General features: G+C 58.7%; 9 protein-coding genes. 2 read left to right on the plus strand and 7 right to left on the minus strand.

The window, feature by feature from the left end; genetic code table 11:
* Positions 1-3: 3 nt before the first annotated feature.
* From dmpG to ACI5GA_RS09625, 5 genes are all read right to left on the minus strand, one after another.
* Positions 4-1011, minus strand: a complete 1008-nt coding sequence (gene dmpG, locus ACI5GA_RS09605) for a 4-hydroxy-2-oxovalerate aldolase (protein ID WP_404640494.1) — start codon at positions 1009-1011, stop codon at positions 4-6.
* A gap of 39 nt (positions 1012-1050) precedes the next feature.
* Positions 1051-2085: an AbrB family transcriptional regulator gene (locus tag ACI5GA_RS09610; RefSeq protein ID WP_404640495.1), complete on the minus strand. Its 1035-nt coding sequence runs from the start codon at positions 2083-2085 to the stop codon at positions 1051-1053.
* A gap of 87 nt (positions 2086-2172) precedes the next feature.
* Positions 2173-3414 carry an ATP-grasp domain-containing protein gene (locus tag ACI5GA_RS09615; RefSeq protein WP_421422650.1) on the minus strand — a complete coding sequence of 414 codons (1242 nt, stop codon included), beginning with the start codon at positions 3412-3414 and terminating at the stop codon, positions 2173-2175.
* A 166-nt stretch (positions 3415-3580) separates the two neighbouring features.
* A complete protein-coding gene (locus tag ACI5GA_RS09620; protein ID WP_421425462.1) occupies positions 3581-4405 on the minus strand; it encodes a hypothetical protein in 825 nt (274 codons plus the stop codon).
* A gap of 45 nt (positions 4406-4450) precedes the next feature.
* Positions 4451-5620, minus strand: coding sequence for an MFS transporter (locus ACI5GA_RS09625; protein ID WP_421422651.1), 1170 nt, complete (start codon positions 5618-5620; stop codon positions 4451-4453).
* A gap of 107 nt (positions 5621-5727) precedes the next feature.
* Here ACI5GA_RS09625 and ACI5GA_RS09630 point away from each other — a divergent pair, with 107 nt between their 5' ends.
* Entirely contained in the window at positions 5728-6618 is an 891-nt protein-coding gene (locus ACI5GA_RS09630) for a LysR family transcriptional regulator (RefSeq protein WP_421422652.1), read from the plus strand.
* Positions 6619-7286: 668 nt separating this feature from the next.
* A protein-coding gene (locus tag ACI5GA_RS09635; RefSeq protein ID WP_421422653.1) for an IS3 family transposase occupies positions 7287-8449 on the plus strand; the annotation gives its coding sequence in 2 pieces (ribosomal slippage) (positions 7287-7542 and positions 7542-8449; 1164 coding nt in all).
* A 219-nt stretch (positions 8450-8668) separates the two neighbouring features.
* Here the strand turns inward: ACI5GA_RS09635 and ACI5GA_RS09640 are convergent.
* Complete coding sequence (locus ACI5GA_RS09640) at positions 8669-9142, minus strand: lytic transglycosylase (protein WP_404640499.1); 474 nt, start codon at positions 9140-9142, stop codon at positions 8669-8671.
* Between the two features lie 2 nt (positions 9143-9144).
* Positions 9145-21246 carry a hemagglutinin repeat-containing protein gene (locus ACI5GA_RS09645; protein ID WP_421422654.1) on the minus strand — a complete coding sequence of 4034 codons (12102 nt, stop codon included), beginning with the start codon at positions 21244-21246 and terminating at the stop codon, positions 9145-9147.
* Position 21247: the final 1 nt, after the last annotated feature.

A 21247-nucleotide genomic window follows, 5' to 3' on the forward strand; every position in this document is an offset into this window, starting at 1 on the left:
GAGTCAGGCGACGACGGGTTGAGAAAGGCGGCTGGCCACCGAGATGATCAGGTCTTCCTGGCCGGCCACGGCGTTGCATCGCGCAAGCTCTTCATAGATTTTTCGCGGTTCGACGCGAAATTCCGCCGCCGCGCGCGTAACGTGCTTCTCGAACCCGCTGCAAACGCCGTAGAGGCCGCTGATCAGATTGGCAGTCTTCACCACCGTAGGAGTCCTGACCGGCGCGAAACCCTCAAGGCTCTCGACGGCGCGGCAAAGGTCAAAGACCTTCACTCCGGTCTCGAACTTATAGCGCTCGAGCACCGCGCACAGCACCTCCAGCTGGGTGTTGCCGGCACCCGCGCCGAACCCGCGCATGCAGCCGTCAATGATGGTCGCCCCGGCTTGGACGGCAGCCAGCGAGTTGGCGACCGCCAGGCCAAGATTGTTGTGACCATGGAAACCCACGGGAATGGCGAGCTCCCTGACCAGCAGGCCGATCTTTTCGCGAGTGCTGTCCGGGTCAAAGTGCCCCGCCGAATCCATTAGAACCAAGGCATTGGCGCCATAGCCCTGCTGCTTCAATGCTTCTTCGAGCAGCGTCTCGGGGCTGGCCATGTGAGTCATCATCAGCACGCCCTGGACGTACGCGCCCTTAGCCCGTGCATGTTCGATGTAGCTCTCGGTCACGCTGGCCTCGGTGCAATGGGACGCGATGCGCAGCACGTCGACGCCGATCTGCAGTGCGGTATCGATGTCGCTCAGCCTGGCAAACCCGGGAATCATATGGATGCCGAGTCTGGAATGCGCTAGGTTGGCTCGCGCCGTTTCGAGCATCTCGCTGTCTTTGTAGCGCGCAAGTCCGAGTTGCAGGGAGGACGCACCCAGGCCATTTCCGTGGCCGACTTCTACAACGCTGAGGCCGCAGCCATCGACCGCCTGGCAGTAGGAGGCAATATCCTCCAGGCTCAGCGAATGGGAGACGGCATGATTTCCGTCGCGCAGCGTTGGGTCGTGAATAGCAATACTCATCGAGATCAAATCCTTGACATTCGAAGTTTTTTGCAGCAATTACTGTTCAGGCTGCGGGTTTTCCTGCAGCAGCCGTTTGGGCAGGAACGCCGGCGAAATATGGATGATCGACATCCGCACCACGTGATTGAGCATCACGAAGGCAGGATCGAGCTTGAGCAGCAAAGCCGCTGCGGTCATCACCTCAACACCGCCAGGAACCCACGACATGAACAGCGAAAGGAACGGCTTGCCGGTCAGCTTGCTGAACGCGAAGGCAACCAGCAGTGTCGTGCAGAACGTCAGGGCGGTAACCACCAGACCGGCGCGGATGTAGCGCACGAAATCCTTGAGCGTGATGTCCTTGAGGCGAATGCCGATTAGGCCGCCGAGCAAGATCAGCGCAACGATCGCCAGCGGATCGGGAACATGCAGATGGACTTGAGGAAAACCGACGTTGACTGCGGCTGAGCAAATCAGCCCGGTCAACATGTAAGGCGCCGGAACATCGAAGCGTTCCAGCAGATAACCGGCGATCACAGCCGCGATCGCCGGAGGGATCACGCCAAGGTAATCATCAAACGAGCCCAGCACCGGCGCTGCGCTTTCGGAGTGCCCACCGGCAATGATCGTCACCACCAGCAACAGCGCGAGTAAACGGACAATGTGCACGAACGCAATGCGCCCGGAGGCCGGGCCCTCCTCTCCCGAGACCGTCATCACCGCTGCCATTGCGCCGGGAATGGACCCGAGCAGGCTTTCTATGTGCCCCCAGCGCTCCATGCGTCGCAGCCAGTTGTAGCCGACGAAAATCTGCGTGGTCATGCAGATGAGCAGACCGACCAGAATGTTGAAATCCGTAAGTTCATGCATCATCGAGGCGGTGACGATGGAGCCAACACTGACCCCGAGCAGCAACTGCACGGTGGCCACGAACGGATATGGCATGCGCATGTGCACGCCCATTTTGCTGAGCGCTGTGACCAGACAGATCGCACCGATCAGCTCACCAAGCGGAAGCCCAGTCATGTAACCGAGCCATGCGCCCAGGGCCGCCACGGGAATCGGGATAAGGCTTTCGAACACATTCTTCATTGGATATCCACTTTTCTGCAGGCGTGACGATTCCGTCCAGCTCAGGAAGGTCAGCTCAATTAATGTCGAAAGGGTGTGCGGTAAGGTCTATATCACGGCGGCGATTTCGCTGCCCGACCAGTCGCAACTCTCGTGGAACCAGGCTTCGACCTGATGCAGCTTGTCGCGCAACTCGGCCTCATCCTGGCCTGCCACGATGGCGTTGAGGATTTCCGAGTTGGTGAATTCCATGCCGCCATAGGAGGTCATCTTTTTGGCGGAAATTCGGTACTCCAAGACACCGTCGAGCGTGCAGATTTGCGGGACGTCGCGCAGCAGACCGACCCGTGGCGGGATGCTGATATGCCCGACCATCCGCAGCGGCGCGGCCATTGGCTCAGGGCGGTAGAACGGATCATGCAGCGCGCGCAGGAAGCTCATCCGCGGATCAATGCCCCAGGCGTGGGTTAGCTCCTGATTGAAGAACACCCCACCCAACCGCGAGGCGATTTCGCAGAGGACGATCTCGTCATTTCCATCCACGAAAAGTTCGAGATGAAACAGCATGGTCGGATCGGATGGCAGCACATCTTCGACCAGCGAACGCGCATAGCGAACCAGCCTGTCGCGCATAGGGTTGTCGGCGTCGAGCATGTGCAGGTCATGTGATTTGCCGCCGAGGAAATCCAGCGCCGAGGTCATGACCCGAACCGGTGAAACCAGGATCGGACGGCCATCGATGTACAGGCCATTGACGATGTAATGGCTGCCACGTACATAGCTCTCGATCATCAGATTGTGGAAAGTGCTTGAAGTGCGCTCGGCCAGCCATTCCCGCAGCTGCTGCGCGTCGTCGAGCACCTCCACGCCGTTCGAGCCGCGGCCATCGCGAGGCTTGATGACCACCGGGAAACCGAAGCGCTCGCTGAAGCGAACCGCTTCCGTGGCATTGCTGATCGATGCCATTTCGGCGATGGCAAACCCGCAGTCCCTGGCGCGTTGTTTCATCAGGAACTTGTCCCGGTAAAACGAGGCGCGATCCTCGGCATCCAGCGTAACCCCGAGCCGATCATTGATGCGCGCCACCCGCAGCACATCAATCTCGGCCAGCGCCACACACAGCGGCGCATGGAGCTCCTGTGCAAGCTCATGGACATCGATCTCGACCAGCGCGCTGTCGTTAAAGTTGTCGAAGAGTTGGAAGCGGACGGTATGGCCCAGATGCGCCGCAATCTCTTGAGATCGTGAGGCGCAGCTCAACAGCATGCCCCCCTGGCCAAGCGCGGCAGACCAGCTCGCGGCAGAGTGCTGGAGAAGAATTTTCGGCGGGCAAAAAACAATGAGCTGCATACGGCTTTCCTTGCAATCTTCCATAGTTTGTAAATCTCCAACTTCAGGCACATCAAATCCACTCCGGATCCGGAGCTTCAGTATCTTGATAAAAACCTAAAGTACAGGCCAATACCGATTCCGTCGTTATTAATACTTTGCCAAGCGCTGTTCAGGTCGTTGTCTGTCAGCCCAGGTATTGGCCGCACTCACGCATCACTGCAGCCTTGCGCTGCAGGTATTGGCCGAAGATTTCCTGGGCGGCGGATTTGACCACCGCGATGCCCATGACATCGACGAGCTCCTCGACCGCTGTAACCGCGTGGGCGAAGTGATTGCTTTCGGTGCCGCCGGTGTGCACGGTGACCCAGGCAACAGTGGCCCGTACCTTCGCGGACGGCACGCCCATGTCGCGTTCAAACCATTGCTTGAACAGCGGATGGATGAACTCCACTTCACCGTGGGTGTAGACCTCGTGAACCAGGGTGACCAACAGCCCCTGCAACAGGTCGCGGTCACGCAGGCGTCGCGCGTCCGTCCAGTCCTTGAAGGACTGCGCCGACGGCAGGCAGTTGTTTTTCAGCAGCCACTCATCGTCACCGCAGATTGGCGTTGCCATGTTGTAAAAAAGCTCGGAATGCAGCGTGTTGCTCAGTGCGCCGAGGTCTTCGTCGGTGATCCGTTGCAGGCTGCCGCAGACCCGGTAGAGCGTTTGCGCCGCTTCGCCCCACTGCTCGGAGCGCGCCAGCAGCGTGATGCGGTTGGCCAAACCGGACACACTGACGGCCGAGTTGTTGGTTTTCGACCAACTGCCAAAGAACTTGCGCAACTGCGGTGCAGCATGGCGGCGCGAGGTGAGCATCTGGAACGTACTTTCGATGTCCAGCAGTTCCGATTCCTGGCTGCGAAACGCATCCACCAACGCTTGCTTCAGAACCCCGACCGGCATCAGCTCCAGCACCGGTTCTATCACGTTCAACAACTGGCTTTGCAGCGTCAGCATGTTACTCACGGTCATCTCACTTTTTTCCTTGTTGGATGATGATTTCACGCACATTCACAGGCGCGGGAGCGGCGATGACGGCAATGAGGAATACTTCCAACCACCCCGCACGATCAGCAGCGGCAGCAACTGGAAAACCGCGATCAACGCGATACAGCCAGGCCAGCCCCATTGCTCCCACAACACGCCAGGCACAAACGCGCCGGAGCTGCCGCCCAGGTAGTAGCAGGTCAGATACACGCCCACGGCGCCGGCCTTGTTTTGCCGGGCATGGGCGGTGATAAAGGCATTGGCCGCGGACTGGGCGAGAAACACGCCGGTGCAACTGAGTGCCAGACCGACAACGATCAGCCACAAGGATGGCCACAGGGTCAGCACCGAGCCGGTGGCGCCCAGCCATGCCGCCACCCTCACCAATTCACTGCGAGGCCGGGCCTTGCTCATGCGCCCGGCGATCGGCACCACCACCAGTGCCAGCAGGAACACCGCATAAATCGAACCGAGCGCAGCGGTGCCCAGCGCAAATGGCGCCCGACTCAGGTGTAAGCCGACATAGGTAAACATCGCGACCTGGGCGAACAGCACGCAGAAACCCACGGTGTAGGTGGCCAGCAACGGCCTGCTTAGCAATTCGCTGCGCATTGCCTGGCGATCGACAGGTGTTTGTACGGGTGAACGAAGGTTGCGCGGCAACAACAGGAAAATCCCCAAGCCGATGAGCAGATTCAAGCCGGCCAGCACTGCCAGCGCCAAGCGCCAGTTATCGAACTCGGTCACCAGACCGGACAAAAAGCGTCCGCTAAAGCCGCCCAGAACCGTGCCGGCGATATACAGGCTGGTTATTTCCGTCACGGTCCCGCCGCTCCAGCGCACGCCGATGTAGGCAACGCTGGTGGCAAACACCACCGGAATCAGCATGCCTTGCACCGCTCGCCAGAGCAGCAGCTCGCTGAAACTGCCCGAGCAGGCCGCCATCACCGCAGGCAATGCCAGCGATATCGCGGCCACGGCGATGACCCGGTGCTGCTCGCCCCGCGCAGTCAACCGGCCGACAAAGGGGGCGGTGATTGCAACCGCCAAGGTGGTGACGGTAATGCTCCAGCTCGCTTGCCTAGCGGAAATGTGAAACGCCGCGGCCAACTCGTTGAGCAGTCCTTGAGTGACATATAGGTTGATAAAAGCGGCGCACCCAGCCAAAAACACGGCAACTCGAGGACAACTCACACGATGATTCCCACGATTATTTGTAATATTTTTTAACAACTTTATAAAATAGGCCGCCGAATGGATCCAATACCTATTTCTGACCGATTGATACCTCAAGGATGACCATGATTGACCTCCACCGCCTGCGCTACTTCCTAATCGTCAGCGACGAGTTGCACTTTGGCCGTGCCGCGGCACGCCTGCACATTGCCCAGCCGCCACTGACTCGGCAGATTTCGGCACTGGAGGCGGAACTGGGCTTTCGCCTGTTCGATCGCAGCACCCGCAACGTCATGCTTACCTCCGAGGGCCGGCACTTTCTGCCCTACGCCCGGGCGGTGCTGGAGCAAGTCGATCTGACGGCGAGCATCACCAGTAAGCTGGCGGCGGGTTCCGCTGGTCATCTGGCGGTGGGCTACGCCAGTTCGATTGCGCTGTCGGACATCTTCAGCCAGGCCATTCAGGCCTTCTGCTCGGCGTATCCAGATGTGCAACTGACCGTGGAAGAAGGCGCGTCCAGCACCCAATGGTCACAGCTCATCGAGGGACGTCTGGATATCGGCATGAGTCGTATGCAGCCGTCCGCCGAAGATACCGGGATTCAAACCATCTGCCTGGACAACGAGCCTCTGGTCGCGGCCATTGCCAGTGACAGCCCGCTCGCCCGGCAAGAACAGGTGACACTCACCGAGCTGAGCGCCTACCCGTTGATCGCCTTCCCGACCGACTACGGTTCCGGATTGAACGAGATCATCGAGGCACTATATCGGCGCCAGGCGCTGACCCCCCTGCCCGCGCCGAAGGGCAAGCAGATCACCTCGATCATCGCTCTGGTCGCCGCAGGCCGTGGCGTCGCCGTGGTGCCCCAGTGCACCCAGACCCTGGTCAAGCGCGGCGTGACCTATCGACCCTTGGCCGAACCCGGGGCCACCGCCCCCTTGTTGGTATTGACGCGCAAACGCGAGCGCAGCCCGCTGGTCAAGGCATTTGTCGAAATCTTCGAACAGGCCCTGTGAGTGAAGTGAATGATTTGAGTGGTTGGATGGGTGGTGTGACACACAATCACCGCTACAGATCCGCGCTCACCGGACAAAATTGCCATCTCTCTCGCTCTCTGTTAACGCCAACGCCGAATTGACGCACGTGCTGACGCACCTCCATATCGGTACAAATCCAGTAAGGGTAATGTTTCGCGAGGAATCAGATCGGGTCAGTGATATCTCGGCAACTGAGTCAATTCGACTTCGGCGCCAACAACTAGGTCATCAATCGTGTTCGCGTTAGCGCTCAAATCTCACGCCTTTACCGACTGTGCGAACGCTTGCAGATTTCATGTAGCGACTCGGGACTCAAATCGACATGTTTTTTCCCACTGACTAGCGTGTTATTTGATAGTCAAGTCGAATGCAAACAGGTGGTCAAGTCCGTGCAATTACCCAACCTTATGCGTTGATTCGTTGAGTTTGCTGAATTCAGCAGTGGGCACTGGATAGATCCGCTCTGACTTTTGGAGCACACGCAGGATTTCCTCCCAGATTACTGCAACCGCTTTTGAGAAGTTGAAGTGCGAAGCGAAATGCCTCAAGAAGACCTCTGGCTGCACTTGGACTCAAGCTCTAGTGTAGTGGTCTACTAACCCCGGACACCCATTTAGGCGAGAATGCTCGCCACAGAGAGGTGTCCGATGACCAAGCAACGCCGTACCTTTACCCCTGAGTTCAAGCGCGAAGCTGCCTGCCTGGTGCTTGATCAAGGCTACAGCCATGCCGAAGCGGCCCGTTCGCTCGGCTTGGTCGAGTCGGCCCTACGCCGATGGGTTAATCAGCTTCAGCAGGAGCGCGGCGGCGTTACGCCGGCCAGCAAAGCGTTGACTCCAAAGCAGCAAAAAATCCAAGAGTTGGAAGCCCGGATCACGCGCCTTAAACGCGAGAAATCGATACTAAAAAAGGCTACCGCGCTCTTGATGTCGGAAGATCTCGAGCGTACGCGCTGATCCGCCAGCTCAGCGACCATGATCCCGTTGATTGTTTGTGCGAAGTGTTCGAAGTCACTCGCTCAAGTTACTACGCACATCGTCACAGAAGGCGAACTCCGGACGTTGAACGACTACGGTTGCGCAGTCGAGTGAATGAGTTGTTCACGCGAGGTCGAAGTGCGCCCGGCAGCCGTACCATCATGGCAATGATGCAAGAAGAGGGTGAGCAAATCGGGCGGTTCAAGGTACGCAGCCTGATGCGTGAGCTGGCGTTGATCAGCAAGCAGCCAGGATCACATGCGTACAAAAAGGCCACAGTGGAGCGGCCAGATATACCGAATACCTTGAACCGAGCGTTTGATGTCGAAGCTCCAAATCAGGTCTGGTGTGGAGACATCACTTACGTCTGGGCACAAGGCAAATGGCACTATCTGGCAGTTGTCCTGGATCTCTATGCACGCAGAGTGGTTGGCTGGGCCTTATCAGAAAAGCCGGATGGAGACCTGGTGGTCAAAGCGCTGGACGTCGCCTACGAACAACGTGGAAAGCCTCAAGGACTCCTGTTCCACTCTGACCAAGGATCGCAATATGGCAGCCGTCAGTTTCGCCAGAGACTGTGGCGCTACCGCATGCGCCAGAGCATGAGCCGCCGAGGCAACTGTTGGGATAATGCACCGATGGAGCGAGTCTTCCGCAGCTTGAAATCAGAGTGGATACCGACCACGGGCTACCTGACCGGGCAGCAAGCTCAACGATACATTGGCCAATACCTGATGGGCCACTACAACTGGATCCGGCCGCATCAGTTCAACGATGGGCTGGCTCCGGCGAAAGCTGAAGAAAAACTCAAAACCGTGTCCGGGATGAGTTGACCACTACAGTAGTCTGCGATATTGAATACTGGTGAGCACTCTTTATGGGAGACGGCCGGTATCTAGGATCCGGGCATTTTGGTAGAGAGTGTTGGCGCTGATACCGAACAGACCCAGTTGCCGAGATATCGTTGAACCGCTCGGATTTCGTGCAGCCATCGCCTACGCTGGATTTGGGGCATTCTTGCGCCAGCATTTGGGTCAATTCGGTATTAGCAGCTATCTTTCGACTTTAATAACTGCCGAATAATCTCCAAACACAGGGATATTTTCATAGTTACCGGCAGGATCAAATGTTGCGTTTGCCTCCTCCACCTCATAAGGGACCATCCGATTGCGGCGAATCACTAGCTCTCCACTTTCTGAAAAAATATAGCTTTCCCCTGACAGGACTTTATCCCCCTCTCCATCAAATTTTCGCCACGTCGCCATGGTGAGAAATATCTTCCCATTAGCAACTACTTGAAATTGATAAGTCAAATAAACTCGCCCCATCTCATCTAAAAAACCCACACCCACCATTGCTTTATCTATCACCATCTCGATAAAACAAGCTGGATATCGCCCTCCGCCGATGAGTGCTGTGTAGGAGTTATTAGACGAATGTAGAGACGCGGCCTCTTCCTCCGAGAGTGGCCCTACCATCTCTTTTTTGATTCTGGACCACGTTTGGCAGTATTTTACGGTTTCCATAACTAGTATACCTTCCCATTCGTATCACGAAGGATAACGTCAGCTTTCTTAGCTGCATCCAAAACCGACAAAGGAATCGGTCCATTTTGCGGTGGAATTTCCAATATTACAGTACCTTGAAGCTTTTGTCCTCCTAGCGATCCACTAGATGGAACCTTAGCAATCGTAGCACCAGGAGAGTACTTTGATACCGCCTCACTAATATAGTTCTTTGCCGTTGCTTCGGATACTTCCGAGAGCTGAGTGAACTTCCGCGAAATAATTTCCTCTGTTACAGGATTGTATGAGTCAACTCGATAATACCCCTTGCCATCCTCCCTCTGTATATAAACCTCGTTGTAAGGATAATTTTTGCTCTGCACTTTATTAAAGTCATTACCCGCTTGGAGACGGCTCAGCCATTCTGGTTTGAGCGAGCCGGTTTGTACTTTATCACCGACCACATTAACCACTTTCCCAGTGGCCTTTCCTCCCAGCGACTGCAGTCCACCACCCACAAGGTCAATCAAAAACTCAGTGGCCAGAACCTGTGAGTCACCATCAAGCTGGAAAACGCTGTGATCGTTGCTTGAGTACAGACGCTTGGCTTCGTCGTTAGCGTCTTGTATTTCCTGGCGATCTGTCTCTGTCAGCTCGGCCGTCAACGTGATCGCCAGCTCTTCCTTCAGTTTTTCATACTGCTCGCCGAAAGCCGCATGGGCCAACGCATTCAACGCGATGCTCAAGGTCGCCTTGGCTGGCCCCATGGCGGCTTGCATCGCAAGCATCGCGACCTGAGCTTCCTGCACCGGCAGCTTGTTGATCTCCTGGATCAGGTCACTCGTCCGGGTCAGGAACAGTGCCATGAATGGCGTGACGCCTTGGGTTACGGTCTCATCAAGCGTCAACACTGTGCCGGATGTGGGACCGTTTACCTCTGCGCTGCCATTGCTGCTCGTGACAGGGCAGGCGCCTGCTGCACAGTTCGCCCAGTCGTTGAGCTGCGTCGTGACGGTTGCGGGAAGGGTGGCCAGCAACGCTGGGTCAAGCCCTGCGCGTACGAGGTTCTTTCCAACATCCAAAGCTCGTTGGTCACCCAACGCCTTGCGTGACGCCTCTGGAATTTGTTCAACACTTACGCGCTGCGCTTGAATCTCGCTCCATAATCTCTCGGCGGAGGTCGTGACTTCCGTTATGCGCCCTTTGATCACCTTGTCAAAATTGAGCGCAGCATCCTTCCAGCGCTGGAGGGTTTGCAACGGATGCGTGACCAAATCAATCGACGAACTCGACACATACAGGTCCGTCCTGTGCTCGTCATCCCGCGTGATCTCATACGCCTTGCTAAGATCGCGGTTGAGGCCCGCTGTCGAATCGTTGCCGGTCTGTGCATCGTCACGCACGGTGATATCGCCCGCGCCCACGGTGGCACGCACGATCTGTTCACGGTCCTTGTTGTAGTTGTAACCCGAGACGTTCCAGCCGCTTTCGCCGTCCTTGCCCTTGCCCACCTGGTTCGCATCCTGATTGGCGGTGCCGCTGGCGCCCCAGCCGTAGGTACCGCCCACGTTCAGGTAATAGCCTTGTTCCTTGTCCTTGCCTGCGATATCGCTGAAGCCCAAGGTCCCGGTGTCGAGCTTGAGGTTACCGCTGTCCGAGGCAAGCACCGCGCCGTCGATTTGGGTGTGCTGCTCGGTGCGGATGTCGAGCTTGTCTTTGGCGGTGATTGAGGTTTGATTGCCGACCCAGTTCGTGCTGCCTGTGGTCTGGCCGTAGCCGACCGAGCCACTGACACTGCCGCCATAACCCACTGTGACGGTGGCACTGACATCGAACTCTTTGCCGGTCACCTTTCCGGTATCAGGGACGGAGGAGACGGTCAGGTCGCGTCCAACGTTGCCGATGACGTTATCGCCACGCAGTGTCGCTCCGGCGACGGTGGTGTCGCGGCCACTCTCGAAGCCCAGCGTATTTCCAGCGTAGAGATAGGCTTCCTGCTGTTTAGCCGCCTCACGATCCAGATTGCCCCGTCCCAGATTGACGCTGGCGTAGACACCAATGCCTCCCTGTCCCACTGTAAGCCCGACTTCACCGCCGCCGCTGTGCCGACTATCCTTGCTGCTTGAATCGTTCTGCGCAGCGTGGATCGTCAGGTCGTTGCCTGCTTTGAGGTCGATATTCCGATTGGCGTCGACACGAGTACCGATCAGGCTGAGGTCGTTGGAAGCGTTGAGGTTGACGTCACGTCCGGCATACAACTCGGTAGCACTAGATGTACCTTGCTTTCCATCTTGTGACGCGGCCCCGCTGCTGGCGCCGATACCGACCTTGAAGCCACCCGTGGTGCCGCCGACGATGCCGCTTTTGCTCTGACTTTGTTGTCCTGCTGACGTCTCGGAGCCTTTGGCAACATCAAGGGAAATGTCCTTGCCCTTTACGTTGATGTCTCGCCCTGCCTGTAGCGCACCTCCCCGGACGGTCACATCGTTACCGGCGTCCATGGAAATGTCGTTGCCCGCGTTGAGGGTCGAGCCGCGATTGCTGACCACGGTGCTGATCAGGCTTTCACCTTGTCGCTTGTTACCCGTACTCTCATCCATGGTGGCGCCACGGAAGAACTGATCGACTGTGTCGGCAGCCTTCATGACACTGGAGGCCTGGCTGACGAGATCATCGCCTTTGCCGACGTTTTTCAATGCATCGACGGTGTTGCCGTAGTTGTGGTTGACGGTCACTGAGACGCCGTTAGTGGTCACACTGCGGCTGCTGCCTTGTGAGTCGGTTTCAGCGGCGGCGTTAACCCGAATGTCTCGCCCGGCCTTCAGGTCGATGTTGTTATCCGCGTAGAGGTCGGAACCCTGAATATTCACATCCTGGCCAGCGTCCACACCGATGTTGCCGCCTGAGACAGAACTGGCGGAGGCTGTCTTTGCGCCTTTTGCCGAAGCGTCCGTGATCTTGGTCTCACCCACGAAGCCGGTGAAGCCGTTACGGTCCCACGTCAACGACAATCCGGAATCCCTGCTGGATTTCCAGCTTGTGGACTGGGTGCTGTCTGCCCCTGCAACGACGTTGACGTCACGCCCGGCATCCAACGCTGCGGTTTGCTGAGCATCGACCGAGCTACCAATGATGTTGATGTCACGGGTAGCGTCGAGAATCGCATCTCGCCCTGCCACGACTTGACTGCCCACACCTGCCGAGGTGGTGACTTCGTGCCCGCGTTGGGTCGATGATCCGATGCTGCCTGCAATGCCGCTGGAGTTCAGGCTGCCTGACAAACCCAGCCCGGATTTGTACGACTCAGCGTGGCTGTAGGTTGAGTTGCTGGCTGATGTGAGATTGACGTCACCCGTGTCATCCAGCAGCCCCGCGTGCAGTTCTGCGTCCCGCCCGGCAACGAGGGTGCTGGCGCTGAGATCGACGTCCCGGCCGGCGACGAGGACAGCATCATTGCCCGCCTGCAACGCGCTCCCGACTTGAGTTTCGGCGGTCGTTAACTGGCTTTTGCCACTCTTGCTGATACCGAACAGACCGGATTTGGTCTTTTTGCTGTAGGAACCGCTCTCCTCCGCAGCTGAAACGATGGAAACATCATTCGTCGCGCCGATCAGCATGTCGTTGCCAGCGCTCAGTTGACTGCCAATGACAGCCACATCGCGGCCGCCATTGAGACTCACGGCACCGGCTGCATCCTGGGTGGTATTGACGGAGAGGTCATGCCCGGCTTCAACCACCGAGGCCACGTTGTCGGAGTGGTAGCTTTCGGTTACGCGAGTGCTGCTGCGACCGAACGAGCCTTTCTTCTTTTTCTTGTAGTAGGAATAGTCTTCGTTCTGGGCCGAGGTGACGTAGACGTCTTGTCCGGCATCCAGGCTCACATCACCCGTAGCCTTGACGTTGCTGGCGATAATTCCAAGGTCGTTTCCGGCCTTGAGCGCAATGTCCCCGCCTGCCGTCAGCGTGCTGGAAACCTGACTGACATGGTCGTTCTGTGCCGTCACCTTCTTGCTTTTGCTGTACGAATGATCCTCGTCAGTCGCCGAGTTCAGTGTCAGATCGCCTGTCGCCGCCATGGCAATATCACGCTTGGCATCGATTTGACTGGCAATCGCCATAACGTCGCGACCTGCGGTTACCGACAAGTCGCGTCCTGCCGAGGTCAAGCTGCCGTTTTGCGTTGTGGTCGAGTACGAGAAATTGCTACCCGCCTGAAATGAGGTCTGTGTCGCGACTGAAAGCAGATTAACGTCACGACCCGCAGAAAGTGTCAGATCGCGACCACTTTGCAACGCACCTGTATTGACCAGATCACGTCCGGCGGAAAGAGACAGGTCATTTGCGGCTTCGATACGAGCCGAGCTGTCCAGGAAGGCTTCTTTGGTGACTGTGTTGCGATAGTCAACTTGATGCTCAGTCAGTGTTCGCTCGTTTGTCACATCGCCGTTTACGGCGCTCACCGCCACATCACGACCGGTGATGATGCCGCCCGACCTGTTGGTAATGTTGTTACCCGCCAACAGATCCAGCCGGTCGCCCGCAGAGATCAGGCCGCTGTTGACCAAATCGGTGCCCGCGGAGGCTGAGAGATTGTTGGTGGCTTTCAGGGTGCCGACATTTTCCAGGTTTTGGCCTGCAATCAGGGTGACGTCGTTACCGGCGATCAGTGCGCCATTGGGTGCCAGGCGGTTGTCGGCTTGCGCCAGATACAGCACGGGCACCAACACTTTTTCGCCATTCACTTCATGCTCTTCAAGCCAGACGATGTCGTGGGTCAGTGCGGCGACCTGCTGGGAGGTCAGAGAGACGCCAACGGATAGGTTGAGTTCGTCCTTGCTGGCGATGGCGTTGTTCATCAGGTATTTGAACTGGTCCTCGTTGGAGGTCTGTCCGTCGATGAACGCCTGGCCGGTGCGGGCCGTGACGGCTTGCTGTACGAGGCGTTGTTCGTAGAGGCCATCACCCAGCCGCTTTTGCGCCAGATCCGGGTCGTAGCCCAGCGCCGAGAGCATGTAGTCCGAACTCATGAATTGCTTGAGGTCGGTGAGTACCGGGTTGGTTTCGATCAGGTATTTGCCGGTCCCAGGCTTCGCTGCCGAGCTGGGCACGCCTTGCACACGGGTCAGGCCTGGTAGGCTGGCCGTGTCCCCTGTGTCTTGCCGGTCAGCGACGGTCAGTGATTGGCCCGTGGCGCTTGGTGTGTTGGTGTTGCCGATGAGCACGTCGCGTGAGGAGCTGCCCGGTAGCGCCTGATCACGTTGGGATGTCGAGACAGTAGTGCTGCCAACGCTCCAGCTCTGCGGTGTTGCGCTGGCCTGGTTGCCGCCCTGACCGCTCAGGCGGAACAGGCCGTTTTGGCCAGTGGGCAAGCTGAAGCCGGGCAAGGTCGTTGGGTCGACTTGCTGTTGTGCAAGGTCGGGGGGCAGTTGCTTATTAAGCGAAATAACGGTTGGAGTAACGCTGCTTACACCGGTAGACAGCCCCTGTGCAGCAGGTTTTGTGACAGCCATTGCGCCCTGCACAACCGAATTGTTCAGATTCTGGCTGGCGTTGATAACCAGACTACCGCCCGCCTGCACGACCGAACTGACGTTAGAGACCGCAGACCCATTGGTCGTAACTTGATCAATCAGTGACAAACCACTGAGGGGTGCCGGGATAATGCCAGCGTCAGTAGGCGCATAGGCAGGACGAGGGATCCGTGCCTCCGCATCGTTTAAATGCCCGCCGTCCTGGAACTCAAAGTTCATGGTCCCAAAATAAAGGTGCCAGCCACGACCATCATTCTTTCCATTTCCATGGATAAACAACAGGTGCTGCACGCTGTCATTGTAATCGCGATCCAAGAAATGAATATTGGGATCAAATGTGCCATCTGCGTAGAAAAAATGGCTGTCGTAATCAACATCATTGATGGCGTTATAGCCAAGAATCTGCATCAGAAAGCCTTCGGTAAGGTTTCCGGGCGGGGAGTAGAGACTTCTGACCGAGTAGCTGCCCAAGGCATAGCCCCGATTCTCGAAGTCATTCACGGTGATGGAAGCGTTTCTGACTGCACTGATCGTCGAGGCGACGTTTTGCAGGCTGCCTCCGTTCACGACCAAGTCCCTACCCGCCGTGATGGCAGACTCGGCAGACGTGTTACCTACCGATGCGTTGTAATCCTGCAACCAGACCAATTGGCTGGCGTGCCGGTCCATCCAGTCCATCCAGTCCGCAGTCGCCGCACAATCGATACAACGTACCCCAATCGAGCTCCCGGTCAGCGAACCTGTAACTTCAAATACTTCTCTTTGGTTAATGAGCGAATTGGCAGCCAGCACCAAATCCTCATTACTTTCAATGCTGCCCGACAGATTCGTGATTGAGTTGGCCCACCCACCACTCTGCAGCCCGCCAATGCTCAGTGACCCCAGGCTGTAGATGTCAGCATTACGGTTGGTGACGTCCCCTGCGCGCAGCACCATATCGCCGCCGCTAAAAATCAAGCCTTGATCGTTCGTCAATACGGGAGTCGTCAGCGTCAAGCCTTGAGCCGCGCCCAACGTGCCGTAGTTGGCGATACTGCTTGCGTTGAACAGCATGTCCGCCGCTGACGTGATACGGCCATAAGTGGTGGACTGCCCCGCGACGTTGATGTCCGTGTGCGCACCACCGGCGATACTGCCTGCGCTACCCAGCGACAGCTGGCTCGCACTCAAGCCCAGAGTTCCGAGGCTGGTGAGTCGACCATTACCCGAGTAAATACCGCTCAGATTCAGACTCAACGTCCCGTCACTGGCGATCAATCCGTCATTGGTCCAGTTCACCCCGCTACCTGTAAAAGCGTTCGAGGCCAGCAATTGCCCCGTCGCGGTCTGGGTAAAGTTATTGACGTTGATGTTCAGCGAGCCCGCTTGCAGGACGCTGCTGTTGGTCCAACTGTCAGCACTCAGAGTCATGGCGCCGCGGGTGACGAAGCTGCCGCCTGCGTTGATGACGTTGGCGGTGGAAATCCCGAAATTGCCGCTGCCCACATGCAGTACGCTGCCGCCTGCGTTGAGCAGGCTGCCCACACCCAGCGCCAGATCGGTGTTGGCGGTTTCCAGAGTGCCGAGGCGATTGTCGAACAGGCCGCCGATCTGGAACTGGCTGGTACCGCTGGTGCCCATCGCGCGGATCTTGCCGGTCTGGTTGTCGACGCTGGCTGCTTTGATGCTGAGAGTGCTGTCGCTTTCGATGATGCCCAGGCGGTTGTTGAGTGTGCCGCTCAGGTTGAGGTCGATCTGCTGCCCCGCGATCTGGCCGTCGTTGTCGCCGCTGTTATCGAAGCTGTTGCCGGTGACGTTGATTTTTTGTTTGGCGTAGAGGCCGCCGTTGCGGTTGTCGAAGTTGCCACTGCCGGTGTTGATCAGCGCGTCGCCGGTTTGCGCCGAGATGCGCCCGCCGTAGTTGTCGAGGCCGGCCAGTGCCCGGATGTCGAGGTTTTGGGCCTGGGTGATGCCGCCTTGGTGGTTGAGGTCGTAGCCGTTTTTAAGCACGCCCGTGATACGCGCGGTGAAGGCGTTTTGCAGGCTGGAGAGCACACCGCCGCGGTTGTCGACGTTGTTGGCGGTGAGCGTGAGGTCGCCGCTCTGGGCGATGATCTTGCCGGTCTGGCTGTCGATGTCGCCGCTGATGGTCACGTTCAACGCGCCTTGGCTTTGCAGCGTGCCTTGGTTGTTGGCGAGGCTCACGGCCTGCACCGTGAGGTCGGCATTCTTGCTGTAGATCAGGCCGTCGTTGGCATTCTGGATCGCGCCACTGGCCGTGAGGATAAGCGCGTCATTGGCGGCCACAGTGCCGCGATTGCGGTTGTCGAGCACTTGAGTGAACAGGGTCAGTGCACGCTGGCTGGCGAGCTGGCCGCCCTGGTTGTTGATCTGGGTGGCGCGCTGAATCAGCAGGTCGCCCGCGCTGGCGAGCTGACCGTTGGTATTGGTCAGACTGCCGAGCAGGTCAAGGGTGATCGCTGCGTTACTGGCGATGCTGCCCGCGCTGTTGTCCAGATCGGTGCCGGTGAACGTCAGCGCCTGTTGCGCGTTGATCGTGCCAGCGGCGTTGTTCAGCGTTGTGGCGTTGAGGGTCAAGCCTGCGCCGCTGTCGATCAGGCCGTTCTGGCCGTTGTTCAGCAGGCCGCTGACGGTGTAGGTCTGCCCTGCTCCGCTGGACAGAATCCCGCCCTGGTTGTCGACGCTGGCGGCGGCAACGTTGAGCGCATTCTGGCTGACCAGCGCGCCGTCGTTGCCATTGAGCAAAGCGCCTGTGAGTACCACGCCGACGTCGCCACTGCGGCTGGAGAGTGTGCCGCTGTTGCGGTTGTCGAGGCTGCCACCACTGACGCTCAGCCCCTGCCAGCCGGAAATCAGGCCAAGCTGGTTGAGCAACGAATCGGCATTGAGGGTGAGGGTCTGGTTGCTGATCAGCTTGCCGCCGCTGTTGTCCAGCGTACGGCCGGTCAGGCTGAAACTCAGCGCACTGGAGAGTTCGCCCCCGGCGTTTTTCAGGTCGCGCAGATGGGTGATCGTCAGCGGGTTCTGGGTGGTGATCAGGCCGTTGCTGTTGTCCAGATCCGCGCCGTTGAGGTCGAGGTTCAGCGCTGTGTTGGCCAGCAGTGCGCCACCGATGTTGCTGATGCCGGTGGCCTGAGCATTGAGCGTGTTGGCGGCGTTGATCAGGCCGTCATTGTCGTTGCGCAGCAGGCCGTCGACATTGAGTGCAAGATCGCTGCGGCTGGTCAAGGTGCCGCCGCTGTTGTTCAGCGAGCCGGCCTTTACGTCCAGACTCGCGGCGGCGATCATACCTTTGACGTTGTTCAGTGCCTGGGCGACGCGCACGATCAGCGCCTGATTGCTCAGCAGCTTGCCGTCGCCGTTGTCGAGGCTTTCGGCGCCAAACGTGAAGCTTTGAGCGCTGGAGATTTCGCCGTTCTGGTTGTCCACCCCTGCGAGGTTGTTCAGCAGCAAGGCACCGGGCGCGTTGATCAGGCCGTTCTGGTTGTTCAACTGGCCGTGGTTGAGGTCAAGCGTGAGGCTACCATTGCTGAACAGCCTACCGCCCTGCTGGTCGAGGCCGGTGACACTGGCCAGCAAGCTGACCTGACTGCCGATGTTGCCGCCGTCGCGATTGGTCAGTTGCGCTGCGGTCAGTTCCAGACCTGCGCCGCTGGTGATGCGACCGTGATTGCTGTTGTCGACGTTGCCCGTCTGAATCACCACCGGGCCTTTGCCGCTAATGCTGCCACTCAGGGTGTTGTCGAGACTGGCGCTGGTGATGTTCACCCGGTCGTCGGTGACCAGCCTGCCACCCTGACTGGTGACCGCCCCAATGCTGTCGACGCTCAGTGCGCCTGCGCTGGAAAGGGTGCCGCCGTTGTTGTTCAGCGAACCGGTGTGAACCGCGAGCGTGCCTTCAGCGCTGAGCAGGCCCAGGCTGTTCAGCAGATTGCCGTTCAACCGAAGGTCGAGGTTCTGCAGGCTCGACAGGCTCCCAGCGCTGTTGTCGAGCTGGATGCCGGTCAGGCTCACTCCGGTCTTGCCGGACAGCTGCCCGGCGTTCCGGTTGAGCAGGGTGTCGATCACCAGAGCCAGTTCTTTCTGGCCGATGATGCGACCGCCGTCGCTGTTATCCAGTTGCTGACCGCTGAGGCTGATGCGGTCCTGGCTGGACAGCTCACCGCCCCGGTTGTCGACCACGCCGACGTCCAAGCTAAGGGGGCCGTTGGCACTGACAAGCCCGTCATCACGGTTATCGAGGGTGTTGCCGGTTAGGCTCAGGCGCCCTAGCGCGACAAACTGGCCGCCCTGTTGCTGCAGTCCGCCGATATTGGCGATCAAGTCTTGCTTGCTGGCGATCTGGCCGAGGCTGTTGTCGACGTTCGCGGCCGTGAGCGACAGCGTGCCGTCGGCGATGACCGTGGCGTTGTGGTTGGTCAGGGTGTTGGTGACGGCGAGTGTCATTGCTCCGTGGCTGCTGAACAGGCCACCGGTGTTGTTCAGACTGGCACTGCTGGCATCCAGCGACCCGGCAGATATCACGCCGTTGACGTTATCCAGCGCCTGCGCCACGCGCACGACCAGCGCCTGATCGCTGATCAGTTTGCCGTTGCCGTTGCCGAGGCTGGCAGCGTTGAAGGTGAAACCCTGGGCGCTAGAAATTTCGCCGTTCTGGTTGTTCACTCCCGCCAGGTTTTTCAGCAACAACGCGCCGGGCGAGTTGATGAGGCCATTCTGGTTGTTCAACTGGCCATGGTTGAGGTCAAGGTTCAGCGTGCCATTGCTGAACAGCTCGCCATTCTGTTGATCAAGACCAGTGACACTGGCGTTCACGGCCTGCGAGGCGGCAATACGCCCATTGTCCTGGTTGGTGACCTGAGTGGCCGTCAGCGTGAGGCGGTCAGCGCTGGTGATCTGGCCGCTGTGGCTGTTATCGAGCGTACCGGTACTGACAACCGTTGCGCCTTTTGCGGAAACTGCACCCTGATTGCGGTTGTCCAGACGGGCGCTGGTTAGGCTCAACGTGCCGTCCGCGCTGATCGAGCCGTGCTGGTTGTCGAGTACGCCGAGGGCGGCGACTTGAGTGTTGCCAGCGCTGGAGAAACTGCCCGCCGTATTGATCAGTTGGTTGGCGGCGACGTCCAGAGTGCCCTCGCTGTTGATCAGGCCGTTGCTGTTGTTCAGGTCGCCCGTGAGGCCGATCTGCACCCCGGCCTGTCCGGACAGCGTGCCGCCCGAGCGGTTGTCGAGATGAACACCCTTGACGGTCAAGCCACCTTGGGCGACCAGTTTGCCTTTTTGGTTGTTCAGCGTGCCTTGGGCGTTGAGGGTCAGGTTACGCCCGGCTGAAATCTGATGCGCGCTGTTGTCGAGATTTTCATGGGTTGCCACGCTCACATCACGGCTGGCAATCACGGTCCCGTTGTTCTTCAGGTTCTTCGCGCTGAGCGCCACATCACCCGCATTGTTACGACTGTTGTCGGCATTGACCCCAGCTTCGACGATAGCGTTGTTGGTCAACTGGCCGTTGCTGCTCAGGCTGATGCGACTCTGCGCGGCGATGTTCTGCTGAATGGTCAGCGCGTCACGAGTCTGCACGTCGACACTGTTGCCATACATCGCGCCTTGCACATCGGCGCTGGCCGCCTTGACGTTGACCGCACCGTTGGCGGCGACCTGGGCCATGCTCAACTGGCCGTTGGCGTCGATCTGGATGTCGCCTTCGCTGGCCGCCAGGTTACCGGCCAGCTTCACGCCCACACCGGCTTCGGTGCCCACCAGGCGGATCGCACCTGCATACATGCCGCCGAGGGCAGAGCTGTCGATGGCCAGTTGTGGCTTGGCGCTGCCGTCGTCGGCCAGCGCAGTGGCGTTGAGGGTCTGGGCGTTGACGTCGTTGCGGCCGGTGACGATGTTCAGTTGTTTGGCGTGCAGCTCGGCGTTGATTTTCGCGCTGCGGGTGATGATGTCGAATCGGTCGACGTTGTCGGCGTTCAGCCCTGCGCCGTCGATGGAGACGCTGCCGCCGTCGACGTGGAAGTGGTCAATCCCGCCTGCGCTGTCGAGCACGGGTTTGCCGGTGGACAGGGTCGCTTGCGGGGTGTTGATGAAGCCGCAACCGTTGCAACTGATGCCGTACGGGTTGGCGACGATGACGCGGGCGGCCTGCCCTGCCACTTCGGTATAACCCTTGAGCTGCGTGGCGTTGGCGCCGGTCACTTCGTTGAGAATGGTGTTGGCGGCGCGGCCGTTGAGGTTCTGGTTGCCGAGGATGATGCCGCCCAGTTGTGTGCTCTGGGTGCGGTCGGTGGCGTTGTTGAGGATGACGCCCTGCGTGCCGACGTTGTACTGCTGGTACTGATTGTGGGACAGGCCGCCAGCGTTGGGCGCGGCAATGTTGACGATGGGCACACCGTTGCCCGCTTGGCCCAACGTGGTGTTGGTGGTGCCGCTCACGGCAATGCCGTCGGCCTGGGCGAGCAGCGGCTGCCAGAACATCGCGTTGGCCAGAATCAGGGCGAGACCACGTTTGGGCAGGCCGCAGAAGGTGCTGCGCGCGGTCAGTTTCGCGGAAGGCTGGCGGGCGAGAAAATCGAAGAAACGAACGTCCATG

Origin of the sequence: Pseudomonas sp. Pseu.R1 (genome assembly GCF_045764065.1) — a bacterium.
Lineage (GTDB): Bacteria > Pseudomonadota > Gammaproteobacteria > Pseudomonadales > Pseudomonadaceae > Aquipseudomonas.